Source organism: Variovorax sp. J22G73 (assembly GCF_030317035.1).
Lineage (GTDB): Bacteria > Pseudomonadota > Gammaproteobacteria > Burkholderiales > Burkholderiaceae_C > Variovorax.
This window is the reverse complement of record NZ_JASZYK010000019.1, coordinates 50,537-72,561: the sequence shown is the minus strand read 5'-3', so window position 1 is coordinate 72,561 and position 22,025 is coordinate 50,537. Positions and strand designations below refer to the sequence as shown.

The window sequence follows — 22,025 nt, the reverse complement described above, 5'->3', positions numbered from 1 at the left end:
AGGGAAATCAAAACCGTCTTCGGTCTGAATATGGTCGAAGTTCAGCCTTGTCTGGCTGAAGCCCTGCCCCTAGTATTCGCGGCGAAGACAGCAAAAGAACACGGAGACAAGACGCGTGGCACGTTGGAGTGGCATCACTGCCGATGAAATGCGCCTGCTGGAAACGACCTTCTGGTCGGCCGGCGGCTCGCGCCATGCCATGGCCGAACAGCTCGGTTTTTCCAAGAGCAAGGCCAACGGCCTCATCGCCGGCCTGATCGACCAGGGCCTGCTGGCCGAAGCTGGCCTGCAACGTTCCTCGGGCGGTCGCCGCGCCGAAAACCTCCAGCTGAATGCCGCCCTCGGCGTGCTCGTGGGCATCGACATCGGCGCCACCAGCCTCGACGTGGCCGTGCTCAGCCCCGACCTGGGCGTGCTCGCCCAGCACGACGAACCTGCCGACGTGCGCGACGGCCCGGCCGTGCTGCTGGCCCGCGTGCGCACTCTCATGCGCGAACTGCTCGCGCGCTGCGGCGCCAGCGCCAAGGACGTGCTGGGCATCGGCATCGGCGTGCCCGGCCCCGTGAACTTCGAGATCGGCCAGCTGGTGAACCCGCCGCTGATGCCGGCGTGGGACAGCTTCTCGATCCGCGACTACCTGCGCGAGGACTACGCCGCGCCCGTGTTCGTCGACAACGACGTCAACCTCATGGCGCTCGGCGAGCTGTGGCGGCTGAAGCGTTCGCTGAACAACTTCCTGGTCATCAAGATCGGCACCGGCATCGGCTGCGGCATCGTGTGCCACGGCGAGGTGTACCGCGGCGCGGCCGGCTCGGCCGGCGACGTGGGCCACATCTGCGTGGACCAGGAAGGCCCGCGCTGCCACTGCGGCAACCTCGGCTGCGTCGAAGCGATGGCGGCCGGCCCCGCCATCACGCGCATGGCCGTGCAGGCGGCCGAAGCCGGCGAGAGCGCGGCGCTGGCCGAATGCCTGCGCGTGCACGGCCGCATCGACGCCATCGACGTGGGCCAGGCCAGCCGCGGCGGCGACACCGCGGCCAACGGCATCATCCAGCGCGCCGGCGGCCTCATCGGGCAGATGCTCGCGTCGGTGGTGAACTTCTTCAATCCGTCGCACGTGTTCATCGGCGGCGGCATCACGCGCATCGGGCCGCTGTTTCTCGCCGCCGTGCGCCAGAGCGTGTACCAGCGCTCGCTCGCGCTGTCGACGCGGCACCTCGAAATCCAATACACGCCGCTGGGCATGCAGGGCGGGCTGATCGGCGCCGGCGTGCTGGCGATGCACGAAACGTTGAAGGTCCGCGGAGTGGCGCCATGAACGCAGACAACAAAGGCAACGCGAACAAGGGCAGCGTGGCCGTGGAGTTCGACGGCGTGGTGAAGGCCTTCGGCCCGGTGCAGGTGCTGCACGGCGTGAGCTTCGCGCTTTCGCCCGGCCGCGTGTACGGGCTGCTCGGTGAGAACGGCGCGGGCAAGTCCACGCTGATGAAGATCCTCGCGGGCTACGAACAGCTCACGGGCGGCGCGTTGCGCATCAACGGCCAGCCGCAGCAGTTCAGCAGCTCGCGCGACGCCGAAGCGCTGGGCATCGTGCTGATCCACCAGGAGTTCAACCTTGCCGAAGACCTGAGCGTCGCCCAGAACATCTTCCTGGGCCATGAAAAGAAAAAGGGCTGGCTGCTCGACGACGTGTCGATGGAGCGCGAAGCCGCCGCCGCGCTCGCGGCCGTCGGCCTGCAGGTCGAGCCGCGCACCAAGGTGCGCAAGCTCATCGTCGCGGAGAAGCAGCTCGTGGAAATCGCGAAGGCCATCGCCCGCCGCGCGCGCCTGCTCATCATGGACGAGCCCACCGCCACGCTCACGCCCGGCGAGACCGAGCGCCTGTTCAAGCTCATCGCGCAGCTGCGCGCCGACGGCGTGACCATCGTCTACATCTCGCACAAGCTCGACGAGGTGGAGCAGGTGACCGACGAGGTCATCGTGATGCGCGACGGCCGCTTCGTCGCGCGCTCGCCCACGCCGGACGTCACGCGCCACCAGATGGCCAACCTGATGGTGGGCCGCGAGCTGGCCGACCTGTATCCGCCGCGCGACCTCGTCGTGGCCGCGGACGCTCCCGCCATGCGCGTGCGCAATTTCAACGTGCCCGGCTGGGCGCAGGACGCGAGCTTCGAGGTGCGCCCCGGAGAGATCCTCGGTTTCGCAGGCCTCGTGGGCGCGGGACGCACCGAACTCTTCGAAGGCCTGCTCGGCCTTCGCCCCGCGAGCGGCAAGGTCGAGATGCTCGGCAAGCCCGTGCCCGGCGCCGGAGGCTGGCGCAACCCGCGCGACGCGGCCAGGCACGGCCTCACGTACCTCAGCGAAGACCGCAAGGGCAAGGGCCTGCACGTCAACTTCGGCCTGCGCCAGAACCTCACGCTGATGGCGCTGGAGCGCTACGCCCAGCCCTGGCTGCAGCCCGAGGCCGAGCGCGGCGCGCTGGCCGAGGCGGTGAAGGACTACGGCATTCGCACCGGCTCTCTCGAGGTGAAGGCCTCGTCGCTGTCCGGCGGCAACCAGCAGAAGCTCGCGCTCGCCAAGGTGCTGCAGCCGCAACCGAAGGTGGTGGTGCTCGACGAGCCCACGCGCGGCGTGGACGTGGGCGCCAAGCGCGACATCTATTTCCTGATCCAGCGACTCGCCCGCGAAGGGCTCGCGGTGATCGTCGTCTCGTCCGAGCTGATGGAGCTGATCGGCCTGTGCCACCGCGTCGCGGTGATGCGCGCGGGCAGGCTGGTTGCCACGCTGGACGCGGACCGTCTCACAGAAGAGGAGCTCATCGCTCATGCCACCGGAACAGCAGACACCCCCATCGACACCGCAGCCTGAAGCCGCGCAACCGCTGCAACAGCCGCAGCACCGCAGCGAGGCCAAGCCGCGCTGGACCGAGCGGCTGCACGGCCTCGGCCCGGTCATCGGCCTGGTGCTGCTGTGCATTGCCGGCACGCTGCTCAACGGCGACTTCGCCACGCTGGACAACGCGATGAACGTGCTCACGCGCACCGCCTTCATCGGCATCATCGCGGTGGGCATGTGCTTCGTGATCATCTCGGGCGGCATCGACCTGTCGGTGGGCTCCATGGCCGCGCTCATCGCGGGCAGCGTGATCATGTTCATCAACTGGGCCGGGCCCGCGTCGGGCTCGCCGCTGCTGGCGGTGGTGATGGGCGCGGTGCTGGCCATCGTGCTGGGCGCGGTGTTCGGGCTGGCGCACGGGCTGCTCATCACCAAGGGGCGCATCGAGCCCTTCATCGTGACGCTGGGCACGCTGGGCATCTTTCGCGCGTACCTCACCTACTTTGCCGACGGCGGCGCGCTCACGCTCGACAACGACCTGTCGGACCTGTACGCGCCCGTGTACTACGCGAGCCTGGCGGGCATTCCGGTGCCGGTGTGGGTGTTCGTGATCGTCGCGATCATCGGCGGCGTCATCCTGAACCGCACGGCCTACGGACGCTACGTGCAGGCCATCGGGTCGAACGAGCAGGTGGCGCGCTACGCGGCGGTGGACGTCGACCGCGTGAAGATCCTCACGTACGTGCTGCTGGGCGTGTGCGTGGGCATTGCCACGCTGCTGTACGTGCCGCGCCTGGGCTCTGCGTCGCCCACGACCGGGCTGCTGTGGGAGCTCGAAGCGATTGCCGCGGTGATCGTCGGCGGCACCGCGCTGAAGGGCGGCGCGGGCAGCATCACCGGCACGGTGGTGGGCGCCATCCTGCTCTCGGTCATCAGCAACATCCTGAACCTCACCAGCATCATCAGCGTGTACCTGAACGCGGCGGTGCAGGGCTTCGTGATCATCATCGTGGCGTTCCTGCAGCGCGGCAGGCGCTAGGCGCTTCGGTTCGCTTTTTTCTCGTTTCTCGTTCGTTGTTCGTTCGTTCTGTTCCACCCACCAAGAGGAGACATCCAGCATGACCACTTTCACCCGTCGCATCGCACTCACGGCCGTCGCGGCCGCGGCGTTTGCCAGCCTGCCCGCGCTCGCCGCGGAAAAGGTCAACCTCGGCGTTTCGATTCCCGCGGCCACGCACAGCTTCATGGGCGGCATCAACTACTGGGCCAACCAGGCGAAGAAAGACCTCGAGAAGGAACACAAGGACCTGAAGATCACCATCAAGACGGCCGCCAACGCGCCCGAGCAGGCCAACCAGCTGCAAGACCTGTCGACGGTCACCAAGATCAACGCGCTGGTCGTGTTCCCGTTCGAATCGGCCGCGCTGACCAAGCCGGTGGCGCAGGTGAAGGCCAAGGGCGCCTACGTGACCGTGGTCGACCGCGGCCTGACCGACACCAGCGCGCAAGACGCCTACGTGGCCGGCGACAACACCGCCTTCGGCAAGATCCCGGCCGAGTACATCGTGAAGACGCTGGGCGGCAAGGGCAACGTGGTGGCGCTGCGCGGCATTGCCACCACGCTGGACAACGAGCGCATGGACGCCTTCAACGCCGTGCTCAAGGGCAGCCCCGACATCAAGCTGCTGGACGCCAAGTACGCCAACTGGAACCGCGACGACGCCTTCAAGGTCACGCAGGACTACCTCACGCGCTTCAAGCAGATCGACGCCATCTGGGCCGCCGACGACGACATGGCCGTGGGCGTGCTCAAGGCCATTTCGCAGGCCAAGCGCGACGACATCAAGATCGTGTTCGGCGGCGCGGGCGCCAAGGACATGGTCAAGACCATCATGGACGGCAAGGACAAGCGCATCGGCGCCGACGTGAGCTACTCGCCCAAGTTCATCTACGACGCGATCAAGCTCACGGCCGAGGCGCGGCTGAAGGGCGAGAAGCTGCCGGCGACGACGATCATTCCTTCGGTGCTGATCACCAAGGACAACGCCAAGGATTTCTACCACCCGAACTCGCCCTTCTGAATGCCATCGGCCCCGTGGCCGATCGCATCGCTCCCTCTCCCTTCGGGGAGAGGGAACAGTTACCCAAGACAGGACCACCGAGGAGATCGATGAGCGATACACCGCTTCGCAAGCTGCGCTACGCCATGGTCGGCGGCGGGCGCGACGCCTTCATCGGCGCCGTGCACCGCAAGGCGATGGCGCTGGACGGGCAGATCGAGCTGGTCGCCGGCGCGCTGTCCTCGAGCCCGGACAAGGCGCGCGCCTCGGGCCGCGACCTGGGCCTGGCCGACGCGCGCAACCACGGCGACTGGCAGGCGCTGCTGGCCGACGAGCTTGCGCGCCCGGCGCGCGAGCGCATCGACTTCGTGTCGATCGTCACGCCCAACCATGTGCACTTTCCGGTGGCGCAGGCCTTTGCTGAAGCGGGCTTCCACGTGGTGTGCGACAAGCCGCTGGTGCACACGCGCGAGCAGGCCGATGCACTGGTCGCCACCGTGGCCGCGCGAGGCACGGTGTTCGGCGTGACCTACAACTACACCGGCTACCCGATGGTGCGGCAGGCCCGCGAGATGGTGCGTTCGGGCCAGCTCGGCGACATCCGCAAGGTGGTCGTCGAATACAACCAGGGCTGGCTCGCGAGCCATGTCGAAGGCGGCACCAACAAGCAGGCCGACTGGCGCACCGACCCCGCGCGCAGCGGCGCGGCCGGCGCCATCGGCGACATCGGCTCGCATGCCGAGAACCTCGTGGCCACCGTGACCGGGCTCGAAATCGACAGCCTGTGCGCCGACCTGGGCGCGCTGGTGCCGGGCCGCACGCTGGACGACGACGGCAGCCTGCTGCTGCGCTTCAAGGGCGGCGCGCGCGGCGTGCTCGTCGCCTCGCAGATCAACACCGGGCTGGAGAACGACCTGCGCCTGCGTGTGTCAGGCACGTTGGGCACGCTCGAATGGCACCAGGAGCAGCCCAGCCAGCTGGTGCACCTGCCGCACGACGGCCCCAAGCGCGTGCTGACTCGCGGCGCGCCGTGGCTGTGCGAATCGGCGCAGCGCGCGAGCCGGCTGCCGGCCGGCCACCCCGAGGGCTTCATCGAGGCCTTCGCCAATGTGTACGCGGGCGTGGCGGCGGACATTCGCGCCCGGCTCGCGGGGCAGGTGGCCGACCCGCTGGACGCGGACTACCCGCGCGTGGCGGACGGCGCGCGCGGCGTGCGCTTCATCGAGCGCACGGTGGCTTCGGCGAAAAGCGAATTAAAGTGGACGCCCTGGTAGCGCGCGGCGCGCTGCACGGGCCGCCATGACGCCTCCGACGCCTCCTTCCCCCGACGATTCTTCTCCCGACGCTTCTCACGTCTCTCCCTCGGCGGCCCGGCCCTGGCTCGCCGCCCTCTGGCGGCGCTGCACCACGCTGTTCCCCCTGAAGCTGGTCGGCAACACCGTCGCCACCCTGGGCTTCTTTCCGCTGTACTTCTGGATCATGAAGAACGCGGGCCAGGCATGGGTGCTGCCGCTCACCGCGGTCGACCAGCTCATCGCCTTCTGGCCGGCGCTGCTGCCGGTGTACCTCTCGCTCTGGGGCTACATCGCGCTGCCCGTGCTGCTGGCCAAGGACAAGCGCGAGCTGCTGAGCTTCTCGCTCGGCTGCGCGGCCATGACGGCGCTGGCGCTGCTGGTGTTCTGGTTCATGCCCACGGCCATTCCCAACTTCACGGTCGACACGCTGCCGGGCACGTCGCTGCAGTTCCTGAAGATGGTGGATTCGGCCGGCAACGCCTTTCCCTCGCTGCATGTGTCGTTCTCGGTGTTCGCCTGCGTGGTGCTGGCGCGGCAGCTGCGCGAGGTGGGCGCGCCGGCGTGGCTGCGCGTGGTGAACGTGGCGTGGGCGGTGGGCATCGTCTATTCGACGATGGCGGTGCGCCAGCATGTGCTGATCGACGTGATGGGCGGCTTCGCGCTGGGCGTGCTGCTGGGCGTGGCCACGCGGCCTAGGGCTTAGGCCGATTGCGGTATTCCCCCGCGGCGGCACGCGCGGTACAACCCCGGGACCGTCGCCCGCCCGTTCACCCGCCCACCCGTTCACCTCTGAGGGAGCCGCCATGAAGATCCGTTTGTTCGCCGTCGCGGCCTGCATGGGGGCCGGCGCCATCGCCGCTCCCGCCTTCGCGCTCGACTTTCCCTCGCGCAAGCCGGGCCTGTGGGAAATCCAGACCGGTGACGGCACCGCCAAGGCCCCTGGCAATGGCCCCGCAGGTGGCCACACCATGCAGCAGTGCATCGACGCCGCCAGCGACAAGGCCCTGCGCGACATGGGCCAGGGCATGGGCAAGGACATGTGCTCGAAGCAGGAGCTGCGCGCCGACGGCGGCAAGCTGGTGATGGACTCGGTCTGCAAGATCGGCAATACCACCGCCACTTCGCACGCGGTGATGAGCGGCGACTTCAGCTCCGCGTACCGCATGGAGAGCAAGTCGAGCTACAGCCCGCCGCTGATGGGCCGCGCCGAAGGCACCAGCGTGATGGAGGCCAAATGGATCGGCCCCTGCAAGGCCGACCAGAAGCCGGGCGACATGGTCATGTCCAACGGCATGAAGATGAACGTGCTGGACATGATGAGCGGCCGGCCGAAAAAGCCCTGAGCCCAGGCCGGGCCGGCCGAAGTAGGCGCCGGCCCACAGCGCATCGCGGCTGCGGCGCGGACGCACGAAAGCCGCGGCCGCCCTACGATGGCCTGCCATGGCCGCACCGCAAGAAAACCTCGCCGCACACCTGGACACGAACCTGGTCGTGGCCCGCCCCGAAGGCCTGTACTGCCCCCCGGGCGATTTCTACATCGACCCCTGGCGGCCGGTGGCGCGCGCGGTCATCACGCACGCGCATTCGGACCACGCCCGCGTCGGGCACGCGCACTACCTGGCCCACACCGACAGCGAAGGCACGCTGCGCACGCGCCTCGGGCAGGACATCAATCTGCAGACGCTGCCCTACGGCGAGGCCATCGAGCACCACGGGGTGCGGGTGTCGCTGCACCCGGCCGGCCATGTGCTGGGCTCGGCGCAGGTGCGGCTGGAATACGGCGGGCGCGTGTGGGTGGCCTCGGGCGACTACAAGACCGAGGCCGACGGCACCTGCACGCCCTTCGAGCCGGTGCCGTGCGACACCTTCATCACCGAGTCGACCTTCGGCCTGCCGATCTATCGCTGGCCCACGCAGGCCGTGCTGTTCGCGGAGATCGATGCATGGTGGCGCGCCAATGCGCAGGCCGGGCGCGCGTCGGTGCTGTTCTGCTATGCCTTCGGAAAGGCGCAGCGCATCCTGCACGGGGTGGACGCGAGCATCGGGCCGATCGTGGTGCACGGCGCGGTCGAGCCCTTGAACGCGGTGTACCGCGCCGCGGGCGTCGCGCTGCCGCCGACCTTGCGCGTGAGCGACGAAGGCGTCGACGCGGCGCTGCTGAAACGCTCGCTGGTGCTCGCGCCGCCGTCGGCGCAGGGCACACCATGGATGAAGCGCTTCGGCAACTACGCCGATGCCTTCGCGAGCGGCTGGATGCAGCTGCGCGGCACGCGGCGCCGGCGCGGCGTCGACCGCGGCTTCGTCATGTCCGACCACGCCGACTGGCCCGGGCTGCAGCAGGCGATTGCCGGCACGGGCGCGGAGCGGGTGTTCGTCACGCACGGCAGCGTGCAGGTCATGGTGCGATGGCTGTCGGAGATTGGGCTCGACGCGCGCGGCTTCAAGACCGAGTACGGAGACGAAGACGACCAGGAAGCGCCCGCTGCTTCCGCGGCAGTGCAGCCACCGGCTGCGCCCGAGGGGGATGCCGGGCGCCCTCATCCAGTTCTTCCCGACCTTCCCCCGGAAGGGGAAGGAGACACGCCATGAAGGCGTTTGCCGCGCTGTACCGCGAGCTCGACGCCAGCACGTCGAACCTTGCCAAGCAGGCCGCCCTGCAGCGCTACCTGCGCGATGCCGATGCAGCCGACGCCGCATGGGCCGTCTACTTTTTGGCGGGCGGCAAGCCGCGCCAGCTGGTGCCCACCAAGTTGTTGCGCCTGCTCGCGCAGGAATCCGCCGGCCTGCCCGAGTGGCTGTTCGACGAGAGCTACGACGCCGTGGGCGACCTGGCCGAAACCATCGCGCTGCTGCTGCCGCCGCCCGATGAAACGCACGACCTCGGGCTTGCCGCCTGGGTCGAGCAGCACCTGCTGCCGCTGCGCGACGCCGCGAAGACCGCGCCCGAGCAACTGGCCGACCGCCTGCGCGCGCAGTGGCGCCAGCTCGCGGCCGAGGAGCGGCTGGTGTACTTCAAGCTCATCACCGGCGCGTTTCGCGTGGGCGTGTCGAAGCTGCAGGTTACGCAGGCGCTGGCGGCGGTGGGCGGCATCGACGCCAAGCGCGTCGCGCAGCGCCTCATGGGCTACACGCACATCGGCGCGCGGCCGCAGCCCGTGGACTACAGCGCGCTCATCGCGCCGGAGTCGGGCGCCGAACAGGTGCAGAAGACCAGCGGGCAGCCGTACCCGTTCTTTCTCGCGCATCCGTTCAACCTGCCGGTCGAGCAGTTCGACGCGGTGCTGGGGCCGCCGGGCGACTGGGTGGTCGAGTGGAAGTGGGACGGCATTCGCGCGCAACTGGTGAAGCGCGCGGGCGTGGCGTGGGTGTGGTCGCGCGGCGAAGAACTGGTGACCGAGCGCTTTCCCGAGCTTGCCGCGCTGGGCGACGCATTGCCCGACGGCACGGTGCTCGACGGCGAGATTGCCGTTTGGCGCAGGGACGAGGCAGCGCCGGAAGGCGAAGGCAAGGTCCAACCCTTTGCCGAGCTGCAGAAGCGCATCGGCCGCAAGACGCTGGGGCCGAAGCTGCTGCGCAACATTCCGGTGGTGCTGCTGGCCTACGACCTGCTCGAATGGGAAGGGCGAGACCTGCGCGCGCTGCCGCAGTCGGAGCGCCGCGCGCTGCTCGACGACCTGGTCGCGCGCATGCAGCATCCGACGCTGCTGCCGAGCCCGATGCTCACGGGCACCGACTGGGCCGACCTGGCGCGCCAGCGCGAGGCCGCGCGCACCATGGGCGTCGAAGGAATGATGCTCAAGCGCCGCGACGCGCAGTACGGCGTGGGCCGCACCAAGGACGTGGGCGTGTGGTGGAAGTGGAAGATCGAGCCGCTGAGCATCGACGCCGTGCTGATCTACGCGCAGCGCGGCCACGGCCGCCGCGCGAGCCTGTACAGCGACTACACCTTCGCGGTGTGGGACGGCCCGCCCGAGCAGCAAGACCGCAAGCTCGTGCCTTTCGCCAAGGCCTACTCGGGGCTCACCGATGCGGAGATGGGGCGCGTGGACGCGGTCATCCGCAAGACGACGGTGGAGAGCTTCGGCCCGGTGAAGAGCGTGAAGCCGACGCTGGTGTTCGAGCTGGGCTTCGAAGGCATCGCGCGCAGCACGCGGCACAAGAGCGGGATCGCGGTGCGCTTTCCGCGGATGCTGCGGTGGCGGGAAGACAAGCCGGTGGGGGAGGCGGATACCTTGCAGACGCTGGCTGCGTTGTTGCCGTCATGAGCTCGCCGTCGGACGCTGAGCTTCTCCCTCCCCCTCCGGGGGAGGGCAGGGGTGGGGGCAAGCGGCGTACCGAAGACCAGCTATCGGTCGAAGGCCGCGTGCCCCCATCCCAGCCTTCCCCCAAAGGGGGAAGGAGCAAGACCCACGTCAAGGCTGCGCTCGACGCGTGGTTCGCCGCGCGCGAATGGAAGCCCTTCACGTTCCAGCGCGAGGTCTGGAAGGCCATTGCCGAAGGCAAGTCCGGCCTGCTCCATGCCACCACCGGCGCAGGCAAGACCTACGCCGTGTGGCTCGGCGCGCTGCAGGCCTTCTCGCAACCCCGCAAGCCCACGGCCCGCCCCGCGGCCCCGCCGCTCACCCTGCTGTGGCTCACCCCCATGCGCGCCCTGGCCGCTGACACGCTGCGCGCTCTGCAGCAGCCGCTCGAAGCCCTGGGCGCCGAGGTGCACCCCTGGAGCGCCGGCGCGCGCAGCGGCGACACCTCGTCGTCCGAACGCAGCGCGCAGAACCAGCGCCTGCCCACGGTGCTCGTGACCACGCCCGAGAGCCTCTCGCTGCTGCTCGCGCGCGCCGACGCGCACGAGGTGCTCGGCCACGTGCGCATGACCGTGGTCGACGAATGGCACGAGCTGCTCGGCAACAAGCGCGGCGTGCAGGTGCAACTCGCGCTGGCGCGCCTGCGGCGCTGGAACCCAGGCCTCGCGGTCTGGGGCATGTCGGCCACGCTGGGCAACCTGCACGAGGCGATGCATGCCCTGCTGGGCCATGAAGACGGCGTGCTCGTGCAAGGCCAGGTGCCCAAGAAGCTCGTCATCGATTCGCTGCTGCCCGGGCGCGCAGAGCGCTTTCCGTGGGGCGGCCACCTCGGGCTCACGATGCTGCCGCAGGTCGTCGACGAAATCGCGGGCAGCAGCACCACGCTGGTCTTCACCAACACGCGCTCGCAGTCGGAGATCTGGTACCAGGCCCTGCTGGAGGCCAAGCCCGAGTGGGCCGGCACCATCGCGCTGCACCACGGCTCGCTCGACCGCGAGGTGCGCGAATGGGTAGAGCGGGGCCTGAAGAGCGGCGAGCTGAAGGCGGTGGTGTGCACGTCGAGCCTGGACCTGGGCGTGGACTTTCTGCCGGTGGAGCGCGTGCTGCAGATCGGCTCGCCCAAGGGCGTGGCGCGGCTTCTGCAGCGCGCCGGGCGCTCGGGCCACGCGCCGGGGCGGCCGTCGCGCATCACGCTGGTGCCCACGCACAGCATCGAGATGGTCGAGGGTGCGGCCGCGCGCGCGGCCATTGCGGCGGGGCACATCGAGGCGCGCCGCTCGCCCGACCAGCCGCTCGACGTGCTGGTGCAGCACCTGGTGACGGTGGCGCTCGGCGGCGGCTTCGTGCCCGACGACCTCTACCGCGAAGTGCGCGGCACGGCCGCCTACGACAACCTGTCGCGCGAAAGCTGGCAGTGGTGCCTCGACTTCGTGTCGCAAGGCGGCGCCGCGCTCGCCGCCTACCCCGACTACAAGCGCGCCGTGCCCGACGCCGAGGGCGTGTGGCGCGTGCCCGATGCGCGGCTGGCGCGGCGCCACCGCATGAACATCGGCACCATCGTGAGCGACGCCAGCATGACGGTGCAGTACCTCGCGGGCGCGAAGATCGGCAGCGTCGAAGAAGGTTTTGTCGCGCGCATGAAGCCCGGCGACTGCTTTCTCTTCGGTGGCCGGCTGCTGGAGCTGGTGCGCATCCACGACATGACGGCCTGGGTGCGGCGCGCCAGCGGCAAGCGCCCCGCGGTGCCGCGCTGGAACGGCGGGCGCATGCCGCTGTCGAACACGCTGGCCGACGCCGTGGTGCAGCAGCTGGCCCTGGCGGACCAGGGCCGCTACGACTCACCCGAGCTGCAATGCGTGCGGCCGCTGCTCGAGCTGCAGCAGCAGTGGTCGGCCCTGCCCACGCCGCAGACGCTGCTGGCCGAGACGCTGACCACGCGCGAAGGCTCGCACCTGTTCCTGTACCCGTTCGCAGGGCGGCATGTGCACCTGGGGCTGGCGAGCCTGCTGGCGTGGCGCGTGGCGCAGCACGAGGCGCGCACCTTCTCCATCGCGGTGAACGACTACGGCTTCGAGCTGCTGAGCGCCACGCCGGTCGATTGGCCGGTGCTGCTGCCGCAGGTGCTGCGCCTGCACGGGGAAGGTGACGGTGATGGTCCCGATAGCTCCGATGCACGCGAGGCGCTGCTGCACGAGGTGTTGGCCTCGCTCAACGCGGGCGAACTCGCGCAGCGGCGTTTTCGCGAGATCGCGCGCGTGTCGGGGTTGATCTTCCAGGGCTACCCCGGCGAGAAGCGCAGCGGCAAGCAGCTGCAGGCTTCGTCCTCGTTGTTCTGGGAGGTGTTCCGCAAGTACGACCCGGGCAACCGGCTGTTGCAGCAGGCCGAGCAGGAGCTGCTGGCGCAGGAGCTCGAAATCGGCCGGCTGCGTGCCAGCCTGGTTCGCATGGCCTCCCAGCAACTGGTGCTGAAGCCGCTCGCGCGGCCGACGCCGTTTTCGTTTCCGCTGATGGTCGAGCTGTTCCGCGAGAAGCTGTCGAACGAGAACGTGGCCGACCGCATCGCGCGCATGGTCGAGCAGCTGGAAAAAGCCGCGGGCGGAGTCGTCACGGCCGGCGGCGTGGACCGCGTGAAAGGCTCGCTGGCCTTCGGACAGGAGGGGGCGGGCAAGTCGGCGGCGCCGCGGCGGGAAGGGCGGGGTGGGCGGAATGGGCGCGAGCGGCGCAAGCCGTCACGCCCGCTGCCGCCGCTGTGAAGCGCTCAGCCCGCGCCGTGCGCCTTCACCCACCGCACGATGTCCGACGCGCTCATCGCGCCGGCCTGCCGTGCCACCTCGCGGCCGCCGCGGAACAGCGCCAGCGTCGGGATGCTGCGGATGTTGAAGCGCGCGCCCAGCGCCTGCACGGCCTCGGTGTCGACCTTGGCCAGCCGCACCTGGGGCTCGAGCTGGGCCGCGGCCTGCTCGTAGCCCGGCGCCATCTGGCGGCAGGGGCCGCACCAGGGCGCCCAGAAATCGACCAGCACCGGGATGTCGTTGCGCGCGATGTGGCGATCGAAAGTGGCCGCGTCGGGCAGCGCGGTGGAGTGCCCGGTGAACAGCGCGCGGTGGCAACTGCCGCAGTCGGGCGCGCTGCCCAGCTGCGCCGCGCGCACGCGGTTGGTGGTGTGGCAGTGCGGACAGACGATGTGCAGCGGGGGCGATTCGGTGGTCGATTCGGCGGTCATGCCAAAAAGCTGGGGGCCGCGGGGGCGAATTGCAAGGCGGGCGCCGCGCGGGGCGTGTTTTGCGACACTGGCGGGCAGTGAACACTTCCTCTTCTTCCGTGGCCTCGCCTGGGGTTTCGCACGCTGTTCAGTGGGCCGGCGAGCACCTGCTGTTGCTGCCCGAACGCGCGCTATGGTGGCCCGCGCAACGCACGCTGTTCCTGGCCGACCTGCACCTCGGCAAGGCCGCGACCTACCGCGCGCTGGGCCAGCCGGTGCCGGGCGGCACCACGCAGGAGAACCTCGCGCGGCTCGATGCGCTGATCGCCGCGCACGCGCCGACGCACCTCGTGTTTCTCGGCGACTTCCTGCACGCGGCGCAGGCGCGCACCGTGCTCGCGACCGTGTCCGCCTGGCGCGCGCGGCATGCGGACATCGCCATGACGCTGGTGCGCGGCAACCACGACAGCCGCGCGGGCGATCCGCCCGAGGCGATGCGCATCGACGTGGTGGAAGAGCCGTACCTGCTGGGGCCGTTCGCGTGCTGCCATCACCCGCAGGCGCATGCCACACATTTCGTGCTCGCGGGGCACCTGCACCCCGCATGCAAGCTGTACGGGCCAGGGCGCGACAGCGTGCGCCTGCCGTGCTTCGTGAGCGATGCGCAGCAGGCCGTGCTGCCGGCCTTCGGTGAGTTCACGGGTGGTTGGTTGATGGAAGCGGCGCCGGGGCGGCGCTTTCATGCGGTGGGCGGATCGGCCGTGTGGGCGTTGCCCGCGGCGGACTGACGATCCTGCTCCTTCCCCCTTTGGGGGAAGGCCGGGATGGGGGCAAGCGGCGTTCGATGAGGCACTGTGTGGTCGTTGACGCCGTCATGCCCCCACCCCAACCCTCCCCAGCGGGGGAGGGCGCAATTCAAACCGTCAAAGCACCACCGGCTCGTCCGGCAACTCGTTCACATCCAGCTCGCCCTCGCCCAGCGGAAAGTGTTCCACCAGCAAGGCCGAGATCTCTTCCAGCGCCTGCGTCAGCCCGTCCTCGAAGCGCCCGTCGCGAAACGCCGCGCTCATGCGCTGCGTCATCGCGGCCCACGCCGCGTCGTCGACGTGCGAATCGAGCCCGCGGTCGGCCACGATCTCGATCGCGTGCTCGGCCAGCAGCAGGTAGATGAGCACGCCGTTGTTGTGCGCCGTGTCCCACACGCGCAGCTTGCCGAACAGCATCACCGCGCGCTCCCGCGCCGAGGCATGCCGCCACAGGTACGACATCGGCAAGCCCGCCTCGACGCAGATGCGGATCTCGCCGCTGTGGCGCCGCTCGCTCGCGCCCACGCGGCCGGTCAGGCGCTGCATCACGGCCTCGGGCAGCGCGCGGCGCACCTCGGATTCGTCGATCCAGCGATGGCGCCAGATGCGTCCGAGCTTGGAGAACAGGGTTGCGTCGGTTGTCATCGTGTTACCTGTTCACCAGTTTCCCGAGGCGCCACCGCCGCCGAAATTGCCGCCGCCACCCGAGCTGAAACCCCCGCCGCCGCCACTGCTGCCACCGCCGCTGCTCCAGCCCCCGCCGCCGCCCGAACTCCAGCCGCCACCACCACCGCCCCCGCGCCCCGCGGCCGTGACGAGCGTGACGATGAGCGCGATCAACCCCGCCACCACCGCGATGGCGATGCTGGCCGTGATCAGAAAGGCAACCACCCCGACGCCACCGCCCACCACCACCGTGCCCAGCTTCTTGCCCAGGATGGCCCGCACGATCGGCGCGCCGATGAACACGCCCACGAACAGGAACAAGCCGAAGTGCTGCAGGAAGCCGAAGATGCCCGCGTTGCCGAAGCCGCTCGATTCACCCGTGTCGCTTGCCGGCGCCGGCAGCGGCTCGCCGTCGACCAGCCCGATGAGCCGGTCCACCGCCGCATTCAGCCCGCCCGCGAAGTCGTTGTTGCGAAAGCGCGGCTTCATCTCCTCGTCGATGATGCGGCTGGCCGCCAGGTCGGGCACCGCGCCTTCCAGCGTCTTGGCCGTGGCGATGCGCATCGCGCGGTCGTTCTTGGCCACCACCACCAGCAGGCCGTCGCCCACGCCCTTGCGGCCGATCTTCCAGGTGTCGCCCACGCGCTGCGTGTAGCTGGCAATGTCTTCGGGCGCGGTGGTCGGCACCATCAGCACCACGATCTGCGAGCCCTTGCGCTGCTCGAAGGCCGCGAGCTTGGTCTCCAGGCCGTTGCGCTGCGCGCTGTCGAGCGTCTGGGTCTGGTCGATCACGCGCGCGGTGAGCGCGGGAATCGGCAGCAGGCCCTGCGCCAGCGCGCCCGGGCCCATGCAGGCAAAGAGCGCGAAAAAGAGCGCAGCAAAGGCGCGCCGGAACAGGAAGGCAACGGCCATCGGTTGCGCTTGTTACTTCTTGGGCGCGCTGAAGTCGACGGTAGGCGGCGTGGAAATCTGCGCCTCGTTCTGCACCGAGAAATTCGGCTTGGGCGCGTAGCTGAAGATCTTGGCCGTGATGTTGGTCGGGAAGCTGCGCGCGAGCACGTTGTACTCCTGCACGCTCTCGATGTAGCGGTTGCGCGCCACGGTGATGCGGTTCTCGGTGCCTTCCAGCGTCACGCGCAGGTCGCGAAACGCCTGGTTGGCCTTCAGGTCGGGGTAGCGCTCCGACACCGCCATCAGCCGCGACAGCGCGGAAGACAGCTCGCCCTGCGCCTGCTGGAACTTCTGGAAGGCCTCGGGGTTGTTCAGCGTCTCGGGCGTCACCGTGATCGAGGTGGCCTTGGCGCGCGCCTCGATCACCTTGGTGAGCGTGTCCTGCTCGAAGCTGGCCTCGCCCTTCACGGTGGCGACGATGTTGGGCACCAGATCGGCCCTGCGCTGGTACTGGTTGAGCACTTCGCTCCAGGCCGACTTGCTGGCCTCGTCGAGCGACTGGAAGTCGTTGTAGCCGCAGCCGCTCAGCGACACGGCCGCCGCAAGAATCAGGAACCAGCGCTTCATCATCATTTGCATTACCTCCACAGAAGAGGCGGAAGGTAGCATAGGACGTTGCCCGACCCCAGGCTTCGCGCGCTTGTGCCGCTGCGCCAACCCGCAGCAGGGGGCAACGCCTGCGGCCCGGCAAAGCCGGTTCCACGGTGTTCCGCTGAAAGAACCCAATGGTGTCCACTGCGATGGCGTCCTCTCTGTCTTCTCTGTCTTCTCCGATCAGCCCGCTCCAAGCCCTGCAGGCTGCCCACCGTCCGGCAGCACCCGCCGCTTCCACGGCCTTCGGCACGCTGCTGATCGCGGGGGCCACCGGCGCGCTGGGCGCCGAGCTGCTGCGCCGGCTGGCGGGCAGCCACCGCCATGCGCACACCCGCGTGCTGGCGCGCGAGCCGATGCGCGACGGGCTGCGCGGCGTGGAGACCTGCCTGAGCCCGGCGCTGCCCATCGCGCAATGGCCGCTCACCTCGGCCCACACCGCCATCGTCGCCTTCGACCCGCCGCGGCTGTACCACGACCGCGAACGCGCGCTGTGGATGCCCGACCCCGCCGAGCTGCCCGCGCTCGCGCGCTGGCTGCGAGCCTGCGGCGTGCAGACGCTGGCCATCGTGCAGCCGCACGACCAGGGCCGGCTGCCCGAGGCGCTGAAGCGCGGGCTCGCGAGCCTCGACGAGCAGGCGGTGGTGGCCTGCGGCTTCGAGCGCGTGATCCTGGTGCGCTCGGCGCGCAAGCCGGTGAACCCCAGCTTCGCCAACCCGCTGGAACGGCTGGCCGCGTGGATGCTGTCGGTCGTGCGCTTCATGGTGCCCAGCAGCGAGCAGCCGGTGCGCGCGTCGAAGGTGGCCGAGCTGGTCGACCTGGCGCTGCGCATCGCGCCGCCGGGCGTGCACGTGGCCGCGCCCGAGCTGGTGTGGCAGGCCGCGCAAGGCGACATGCAGGGCGTGGCCGCGCGCTGGCTGGGCGTGCCGGCCTAGCGGGCCGTCAGTATTTCACTTGCGCCACTTGCGCCACTGGCGCAGCAGCTCTTGCGAGTCGAGCACCAGCCCCAGGTGCAGCGACACCATCGCCAGCGCCGCGCCTTCCAGGTGCGCGTCGGTGCCGCGCACCAGGTCGCGCAGCACGATCACGCGGTAGTTGTGGTTGTTGGCGTCGAAGGCGGTGTTGAGCACGCAGCAGTCGGTGAAGCCGCCGTCGAGCACCACGGTCTCGATGCGCTGGTTGCGCAGCAGAAAGTCGAGGTCGGTCGGGTAGAAGGCCGACAGCCTGCGCTTGGTGTCCACGCGCATGTCGCCGGGTTCCACGCGCGTGACCCACTCGGTCCACTTCGAGCCTTCGAGCGCATGCGCGTCGGCGTTGGGAATTTCGCCCACGTGCAGCGGGAAGGTGCGCCGCCACGCCGCCGGAATGCCGCGCGTGTCGTCTTCCCCGCCGGGCCGCAGCACCGACTTGATGTGCACGATGCGCACGCCCAGCGCGCGCACCTCGTCGTGAAAGCTGTCGATGGGCGCCACCACGTCGCGCGCACGGGGCGCGGGGCAGGGGCAGCCGGGGTCGTCGTCGAGGTGGCCGCGGTGCATGTCGATGGACACGACCGCGGTGGTGGCGGGGTTCAGGTAGTCGGCGAACTGCGCGGCGTCGAGCTCGCGTTGTTCGTTGTAGACCCAGGCCTTGATCGGGTTGATCGGATTCATCTGCGTTCCTCGCGCACATAGGGTTGGCCCAGCGCGCCGGGCTCTTCGTCGGCGCCGCGCCGCGACAGCGCCACCCACACCATCACGCCCAGCGTGACCGCGTAGGGCGTCATCATCACGAAGTACTGCGGCAACTGCACGCCGGCGGCGGCCAGCTGCGGAATCAGCGCCTCGATGCAGCCGAACAGCACCGCGCCCACCAGCGCCTTCCAGGGCGACCAGCGCGCGAAGATCACCAGGCCCACAGCGATCCAACCGCGCCCGCCGGTCATGCCGGCGATCCACAGCTTGGTGCTGACCACCGAGATGTAGGCGCCCGCCAGGCCCACCAGCGCCGAGCCGGCCAGCACCGCGGCAAAGCGCCACGCCGTCACGTTGATGCCCGCCGCGTCCGCGGCCTGCGGGTTCTCGCCTACGGCGCGCAGCCGCAGCCCGGTGGAGGTGCGCGCGAAGAACCAGGCCACCGCGCCGAAGATCGGCAGCGTGAGCCACACCATCGCGTTCTGCGCAAAGAGCTTGCCCACGCCCGGCAGCATCGACAGCGGCCACAGCGCCATCGCGCCGATGCCGCCGGTGGCGTGGTTGGTCCAGTCGGCCATGGAGCCGACCAGCGAGGTGAGGCCCTGGCAGAAGAACACCAGCGCGAGCCCGGCAATCACCTGGTTCACGCGCAGCCAGATCACCATCACCGCGAACAGCACCGACACCACGCTGGCCGCCAGCATGGCCAGCACCAGCGACACCGCCGGCTGGCCGATGGCGATCTGCGCGCCGATGCCCGCCAGCGCGCCGACCAGCATCAGCCCTTCGGCGCCCAGCGAGAGCACGCCCGCGCGCTCGCAGACGATGAGGCCGAGCGCCGCCAGCGCGTAGGGCACCGCGAAATCGGGCGTGCTCGCGAGCCAGTTCAGGATGACGCCGCCGTTCATGCCGCGGCCTCCCCGCCGACACCACCCACGCGGCGCAGCCGGTGGCGGATGAAGAAGTCGCTCGACGCCACGCACACCACGATGATGGCCTGGATGAGCTGCACCATCGAGAACGGCACCTGGTAGAACACCTGCAGGCTGCGCCCGGTCACGAACAGCGCCGCCACCAGCAGCGCCACCACCGTGGCCGCCAGCGGGTTGTTGCGCGCCAGGAAGGCGATGAGGATGCCAGAGAAGCCGTAGCCCTGGTAGAAGGCCTGCGTGAGCCGCCCCTCCTGCCCCGCCACCACCGCGAAGCCCGCCAGCCCGGCCATCGCGCCCGACAGCAGCACGGCGCCGTAGATGGTCCGGCGCACCGGCACGCCGTTGGCATGCGCCACGCGCGGGTTCGCATCGACGAAGCGCAGGTACAGCCCCGCGCGGCTCACGCTCACCAGCCACCACGCCAGCAGCGCGACGATGCCCGCCAACACGATCGCGCTGCCCACGCCGCCGCCCAGCTCGGGCAGCCGCTCGAACACGCGGAACTGCGGCGAGTACGGAAAGTTGTCCTTCGGGTCTTTCCAGCTGCCGTACACCAGGTGCAGCAGGAAGTTGGCGGCCATGTAGTTGAGCATCAGCGTCGAGATGATCTCGTTCACGCCCAGCTTCAGCTTGAGCCACGCCGGGCCCCACACCCACAGCAGGCCGCAGCCCACGGCGGTGACGAACATCAGCGGCAGGCGCAGGTGCTCGGGGCCCACTTGCCACATCGACACGGCGGTCGCGCCGATGGCGCCCCACACCATCTGGCCTTCCAGCCCCAGGTTCCAGAAGCGCGCGCGAAACGCGATGCAGCCCGCCAGTCCGACCAGGATCATCGGCGCGGCCTGGAACAGCACGGCGCGAAAGTTCTGCCCGTCGAAGAAGGTCTGCGTGACGAACTCGTTGGCCAGCTCGTCGGCCGGCACGCCCGCGGCCACGAGGATGGCCGCGGAAATGGCGAAGCCGACCAGCAACGCCACCGCGAGGATCAGCGCCTGCCAGCGCCACGCCATATGCTGGCGGATCTCCAGCGCGTAGCGGCGGCGTGCCAGCGGTTGCATTGCGCGCGGCCCTCCCTGCGCAAGGGGAGCGAGGGGGGCGGTTTTGAGAGACGCGGGGGGCTTGGGTGTGTGTGCCATGTCGGCCGGGAGGGATGCTTCAGCCATGGTCGACCATCGCCTGTCCAATGGCCTGCCGGTCGGCCGGCTGTGCGAATTCACCGGCGATGCGCCCGCGCGTCATCACGCCCACGCGATCGGCCAGCTGCAGCACTTCGTCGAGGTCTTCGCTGATCAGCAGCACCGCGGCGCCGCCGTCGCGCGCGGCGCGCAGGCGCGCATGCACCTCGGCGCTGGCGCGCACGTCGAGTCCGCGGCTCGGGCTGTGCGCCAGCACCAGCGTGGGCGACTTGCCGAACTCGCGCGCCAGCACCAGCTTCTGCGCGTTGCCGCCCGAGAGCAGCGCGGCCTTCTGCGACACCGAGCGCACGCCCTGCACGTCGAAGGCGCGCACGGCTTCCTGCGTGTCGCTCTGGATGCGCCCCCGGCGCAGTCGCCACACGGGGCCGTAGCGACCGGTGTGCACGCGGCCGATGGCGTAGTTCTCCGCGACCGAGAGGCCGCCCGCGAGCGCGAGCCCGTAGCGGTCGGCCGGAATGGCGGCAATGCCGATGCCGCGGCGCTGCGCGGCGGGCAAGGTCTTCAGGTCGCCATGGCCCTCGAAGTGAATGGCGCCTTCGATGGCCTCGCCCGGCAGGCCCATGATCGCGCCCGCGAGCTCGCCTTGCCCGTTGCCGCCCACGCCGGCCAGGCCGTAGATTTCTCCGGCGTGCAGTTCGAGATCGACGCCGTCGAGCACGCGCCGGCCTTCGGGCGAGGCCGCCGTGCGCAGCCCGCGCACCGACAGCCGCATCGCGCCGCGCGCGGCGGTGGAGGGCTGGAAGGTTTGCGCCGCAATCGACTCGCCCACGGTGAGCTTCACCAGCTCGGCGACCGACGCATCGCGCGGCTGCAGCGTGGCCACCGTGCGGCCGCCGCGCATCACCGTCACGCGGTCGGCGTAGGTCTTCACGTCGGCCATCTTGTGCGTGACCAGCACCACGGCGGCGCCGGCGCGCGCCAGGCCCTGCACGGTCTGCAGCAGGCGCGCGGCCTCCTGGTCGGTGAGCACGGCGGTGGGCTCGTCGAGGATCAGGATGCGCGCACCCGCGAGCAGCACCTTCAAGATCTCTACGCGCTGCTGCTCGGCAATCGACAGCGCATCGACGCGCTTCGACGGATCGATGTCGAAGCCCAGCTCCGACGCCTTGTTGCGGATGTCGCGCGCCATCTCGCGCAGCCGTTCGCCGTGGCTCTGGAACTCCGCCGGCGGCGGCGCGGTGAGCAGGATGTTCTGCGCCACCGTGAACGGCCGCACCAGCTTGAAGTGCTGGTGGACCATGCCGATGCGGTGCTTGGCGGCGTCGCGCGGTCCGGCGAAGCGCACCGCGTTGTCGTCCACCAGCAGCTGCCCGGCCTCGGGCGCATAAAGCCCGGCCGCGATGTTCATCAGCGACGACTTGCCCGCGCCGTTCTCGCCCAGCAGGGCGTGCACCTCGCCCCAGCGCGCGGCGAAGTGGGCGTCGGTCAGTGCCGCGAAGCCGTCGAAGGACTTGCGGATGCCGGTGAGTTCGAGCGCGTTGGGCATGGTGTCGTCAGGCGGCGGGTTCTTCTGA

20 protein-coding genes are annotated in these 22,025 nt (G+C 69.9%); 12 read left to right on the top strand and 8 right to left on the bottom strand.

Annotated elements, in window-relative coordinates:
- Positions 1-148: 148 nt before the first annotated feature.
- The 10 genes from QTI51_RS36370 to QTI51_RS36325 all read left to right on the top strand — a co-directional run bounded on the left by QTI51_RS36370 (position 149) and on the right by QTI51_RS36325 (position 13,244).
- Positions 149-1,318, top strand: coding sequence for an ROK family protein (locus QTI51_RS36370; RefSeq protein ID WP_116913527.1), 1,170 nt, complete (start codon positions 149-151; stop codon positions 1,316-1,318).
- A complete protein-coding gene (locus tag QTI51_RS36365) occupies positions 1,315-2,868 on the top strand; it encodes a sugar ABC transporter ATP-binding protein (RefSeq protein WP_116913526.1) in 1,554 nt (517 codons plus the stop codon). The genes QTI51_RS36370 and QTI51_RS36365 overlap by 4 nt, the downstream gene beginning before the upstream one ends.
- A complete protein-coding gene (locus QTI51_RS36360) occupies positions 2,825-3,874 on the top strand; it encodes an ABC transporter permease (protein WP_116913525.1) in 1,050 nt (349 codons plus the stop codon). The genes QTI51_RS36365 and QTI51_RS36360 overlap by 44 nt, the downstream gene beginning before the upstream one ends.
- A gap of 79 nt (positions 3,875-3,953) precedes the next feature.
- Entirely contained in the window at positions 3,954-4,916 is a 963-nt protein-coding gene (locus QTI51_RS36355; RefSeq protein ID WP_116913524.1) for a substrate-binding domain-containing protein, read from the top strand.
- 89 nt (positions 4,917-5,005) lie between these two features.
- A complete protein-coding gene (locus QTI51_RS36350; protein ID WP_116913523.1) occupies positions 5,006-6,169 on the top strand; it encodes a Gfo/Idh/MocA family protein in 1,164 nt (387 codons plus the stop codon).
- Between the two features lie 25 nt (positions 6,170-6,194).
- Positions 6,195-6,893: a phosphatase PAP2 family protein gene (locus tag QTI51_RS36345; protein ID WP_286518063.1), complete on the top strand. Its 699-nt coding sequence runs from the start codon at positions 6,195-6,197 to the stop codon at positions 6,891-6,893.
- Between the two features lie 100 nt (positions 6,894-6,993).
- A complete protein-coding gene (locus QTI51_RS36340) occupies positions 6,994-7,533 on the top strand; it encodes a DUF3617 domain-containing protein (protein ID WP_116913521.1) in 540 nt (179 codons plus the stop codon).
- A gap of 97 nt (positions 7,534-7,630) precedes the next feature.
- Positions 7,631-8,779, top strand: coding sequence for a ligase-associated DNA damage response exonuclease (locus QTI51_RS36335; RefSeq protein ID WP_116913520.1), 1,149 nt, complete (start codon positions 7,631-7,633; stop codon positions 8,777-8,779).
- The gene (locus QTI51_RS36330) at positions 8,776-10,455 is read left to right on the top strand and encodes an ATP-dependent DNA ligase (protein WP_116913519.1); all 1,680 of its coding nucleotides are present in this window, start codon (positions 8,776-8,778) and stop codon (positions 10,453-10,455) included. Before QTI51_RS36335 ends, QTI51_RS36330 begins: the two co-directional genes overlap by 4 nt.
- Positions 10,452-13,244, top strand: a complete 2,793-nt coding sequence (locus QTI51_RS36325) for a ligase-associated DNA damage response DEXH box helicase (protein ID WP_116913518.1) — start codon at positions 10,452-10,454, stop codon at positions 13,242-13,244. Before QTI51_RS36330 ends, QTI51_RS36325 begins: the two co-directional genes overlap by 4 nt.
- Positions 13,245-13,249: 5 nt before the next feature.
- Here QTI51_RS36325 and trxC read toward each other — a convergent pair whose 3' ends face one another.
- Positions 13,250-13,714, bottom strand: a complete 465-nt coding sequence (trxC, locus tag QTI51_RS36320; protein WP_116913517.1) for a thioredoxin TrxC — start codon at positions 13,712-13,714, stop codon at positions 13,250-13,252.
- Positions 13,715-13,791: 77 nt separating this feature from the next.
- Here trxC and pdeM point away from each other — a divergent pair, with 77 nt between their 5' ends.
- Positions 13,792-14,481, top strand: coding sequence for a ligase-associated DNA damage response endonuclease PdeM (pdeM, locus tag QTI51_RS36315; protein ID WP_286518061.1), 690 nt, complete (start codon positions 13,792-13,794; stop codon positions 14,479-14,481).
- A gap of 135 nt (positions 14,482-14,616) precedes the next feature.
- On the opposite strand, the gene QTI51_RS36310 is transcribed toward pdeM, so the two are convergent.
- Genes QTI51_RS36310 through QTI51_RS36300 form a run of 3 tightly spaced genes read right to left on the bottom strand, consistent with a single transcriptional unit; the run spans position 14,617 to position 16,689 of the window.
- The gene (locus QTI51_RS36310; protein ID WP_116913515.1) at positions 14,617-15,144 is read right to left on the bottom strand and encodes a TPM domain-containing protein; all 528 of its coding nucleotides are present in this window, start codon (positions 15,142-15,144) and stop codon (positions 14,617-14,619) included.
- A gap of 12 nt (positions 15,145-15,156) precedes the next feature.
- The gene (locus QTI51_RS36305) at positions 15,157-16,077 is read right to left on the bottom strand and encodes a TPM domain-containing protein (RefSeq protein ID WP_116913514.1); all 921 of its coding nucleotides are present in this window, start codon (positions 16,075-16,077) and stop codon (positions 15,157-15,159) included.
- A gap of 12 nt (positions 16,078-16,089) precedes the next feature.
- Positions 16,090-16,689 carry a LemA family protein gene (locus tag QTI51_RS36300; RefSeq protein ID WP_207786841.1) on the bottom strand — a complete coding sequence of 200 codons (600 nt, stop codon included), beginning with the start codon at positions 16,687-16,689 and terminating at the stop codon, positions 16,090-16,092.
- A 152-nt stretch (positions 16,690-16,841) separates the two neighbouring features.
- Here QTI51_RS36300 and QTI51_RS36295 point away from each other — a divergent pair, with 152 nt between their 5' ends.
- Positions 16,842-17,642, top strand: a complete 801-nt coding sequence (locus QTI51_RS36295; RefSeq protein ID WP_286518059.1) for a hypothetical protein — start codon at positions 16,842-16,844, stop codon at positions 17,640-17,642.
- A gap of 15 nt (positions 17,643-17,657) precedes the next feature.
- Here QTI51_RS36295 and QTI51_RS36290 read toward each other — a convergent pair whose 3' ends face one another.
- The 4 genes from QTI51_RS36290 to QTI51_RS36275 form a co-directional block, all read right to left on the bottom strand.
- Complete coding sequence (locus QTI51_RS36290; protein ID WP_116913575.1) at positions 17,658-18,341, bottom strand: cysteine hydrolase family protein; 684 nt, start codon at positions 18,339-18,341, stop codon at positions 17,658-17,660.
- A 14-nt stretch (positions 18,342-18,355) separates the two neighbouring features.
- Complete coding sequence (locus QTI51_RS36285; RefSeq protein WP_116913513.1) at positions 18,356-19,288, bottom strand: ABC transporter permease; 933 nt, start codon at positions 19,286-19,288, stop codon at positions 18,356-18,358.
- Positions 19,285-20,373 (bottom strand): ABC transporter permease, encoded by a 1,089-nt coding sequence (locus QTI51_RS36280; protein ID WP_116913512.1) that lies wholly within the window; start codon positions 20,371-20,373, stop codon positions 19,285-19,287. The genes QTI51_RS36285 and QTI51_RS36280 overlap by 4 nt, the downstream gene beginning before the upstream one ends.
- A gap of 97 nt (positions 20,374-20,470) precedes the next feature.
- Positions 20,471-21,997, bottom strand: a complete 1,527-nt coding sequence (locus QTI51_RS36275; protein ID WP_116913511.1) for an ABC transporter ATP-binding protein — start codon at positions 21,995-21,997, stop codon at positions 20,471-20,473.
- Positions 21,998-22,025: the final 28 nt, after the last annotated feature.

Coding starts and splice junctions, on each gene's coding strand:
- QTI51_RS36325 (WP_116913518.1), top strand. CDS start 10,452: ATGAGCTCGCCGTCGGACGCTGAGCTTCTCCCTCCCCCTCCGGGGGAG.
- QTI51_RS36295 (WP_286518059.1), top strand. CDS start 16,842: ATGGTGTCCACTGCGATGGCGTCCTCTCTGTCTTCTCTGTCTTCTCCG.
- QTI51_RS36370 (WP_116913527.1), top strand. CDS start 149: ATGCGCCTGCTGGAAACGACCTTCTGGTCGGCCGGCGGCTCGCGCCAT.
- QTI51_RS36355 (WP_116913524.1), top strand. CDS start 3,954: ATGACCACTTTCACCCGTCGCATCGCACTCACGGCCGTCGCGGCCGCG.
- QTI51_RS36285 (WP_116913513.1), bottom strand. CDS start 19,288: ATGAACGGCGGCGTCATCCTGAACTGGCTCGCGAGCACGCCCGATTTC.
- QTI51_RS36300 (WP_207786841.1), bottom strand. CDS start 16,689: ATGATGATGAAGCGCTGGTTCCTGATTCTTGCGGCGGCCGTGTCGCTG.
- QTI51_RS36280 (WP_116913512.1), bottom strand. CDS start 20,373: ATGCAACCGCTGGCACGCCGCCGCTACGCGCTGGAGATCCGCCAGCAT.
- QTI51_RS36365 (WP_116913526.1), top strand. CDS start 1,315: ATGAACGCAGACAACAAAGGCAACGCGAACAAGGGCAGCGTGGCCGTG.
- QTI51_RS36305 (WP_116913514.1), bottom strand. CDS start 16,077: ATGGCCGTTGCCTTCCTGTTCCGGCGCGCCTTTGCTGCGCTCTTTTTC.
- trxC (WP_116913517.1), bottom strand. CDS start 13,714: ATGACCGCCGAATCGACCACCGAATCGCCCCCGCTGCACATCGTCTGT.
- QTI51_RS36340 (WP_116913521.1), top strand. CDS start 6,994: ATGAAGATCCGTTTGTTCGCCGTCGCGGCCTGCATGGGGGCCGGCGCC.
- QTI51_RS36350 (WP_116913523.1), top strand. CDS start 5,006: ATGAGCGATACACCGCTTCGCAAGCTGCGCTACGCCATGGTCGGCGGC.
- QTI51_RS36310 (WP_116913515.1), bottom strand. CDS start 15,144: ATGACAACCGACGCAACCCTGTTCTCCAAGCTCGGACGCATCTGGCGC.
- QTI51_RS36335 (WP_116913520.1), top strand. CDS start 7,631: ATGGCCGCACCGCAAGAAAACCTCGCCGCACACCTGGACACGAACCTG.
- QTI51_RS36360 (WP_116913525.1), top strand. CDS start 2,825: ATGCCACCGGAACAGCAGACACCCCCATCGACACCGCAGCCTGAAGCC.
- QTI51_RS36275 (WP_116913511.1), bottom strand. CDS start 21,997: ATGCCCAACGCGCTCGAACTCACCGGCATCCGCAAGTCCTTCGACGGC.
- QTI51_RS36330 (WP_116913519.1), top strand. CDS start 8,776: ATGAAGGCGTTTGCCGCGCTGTACCGCGAGCTCGACGCCAGCACGTCG.
- QTI51_RS36345 (WP_286518063.1), top strand. CDS start 6,195: ATGACGCCTCCGACGCCTCCTTCCCCCGACGATTCTTCTCCCGACGCT.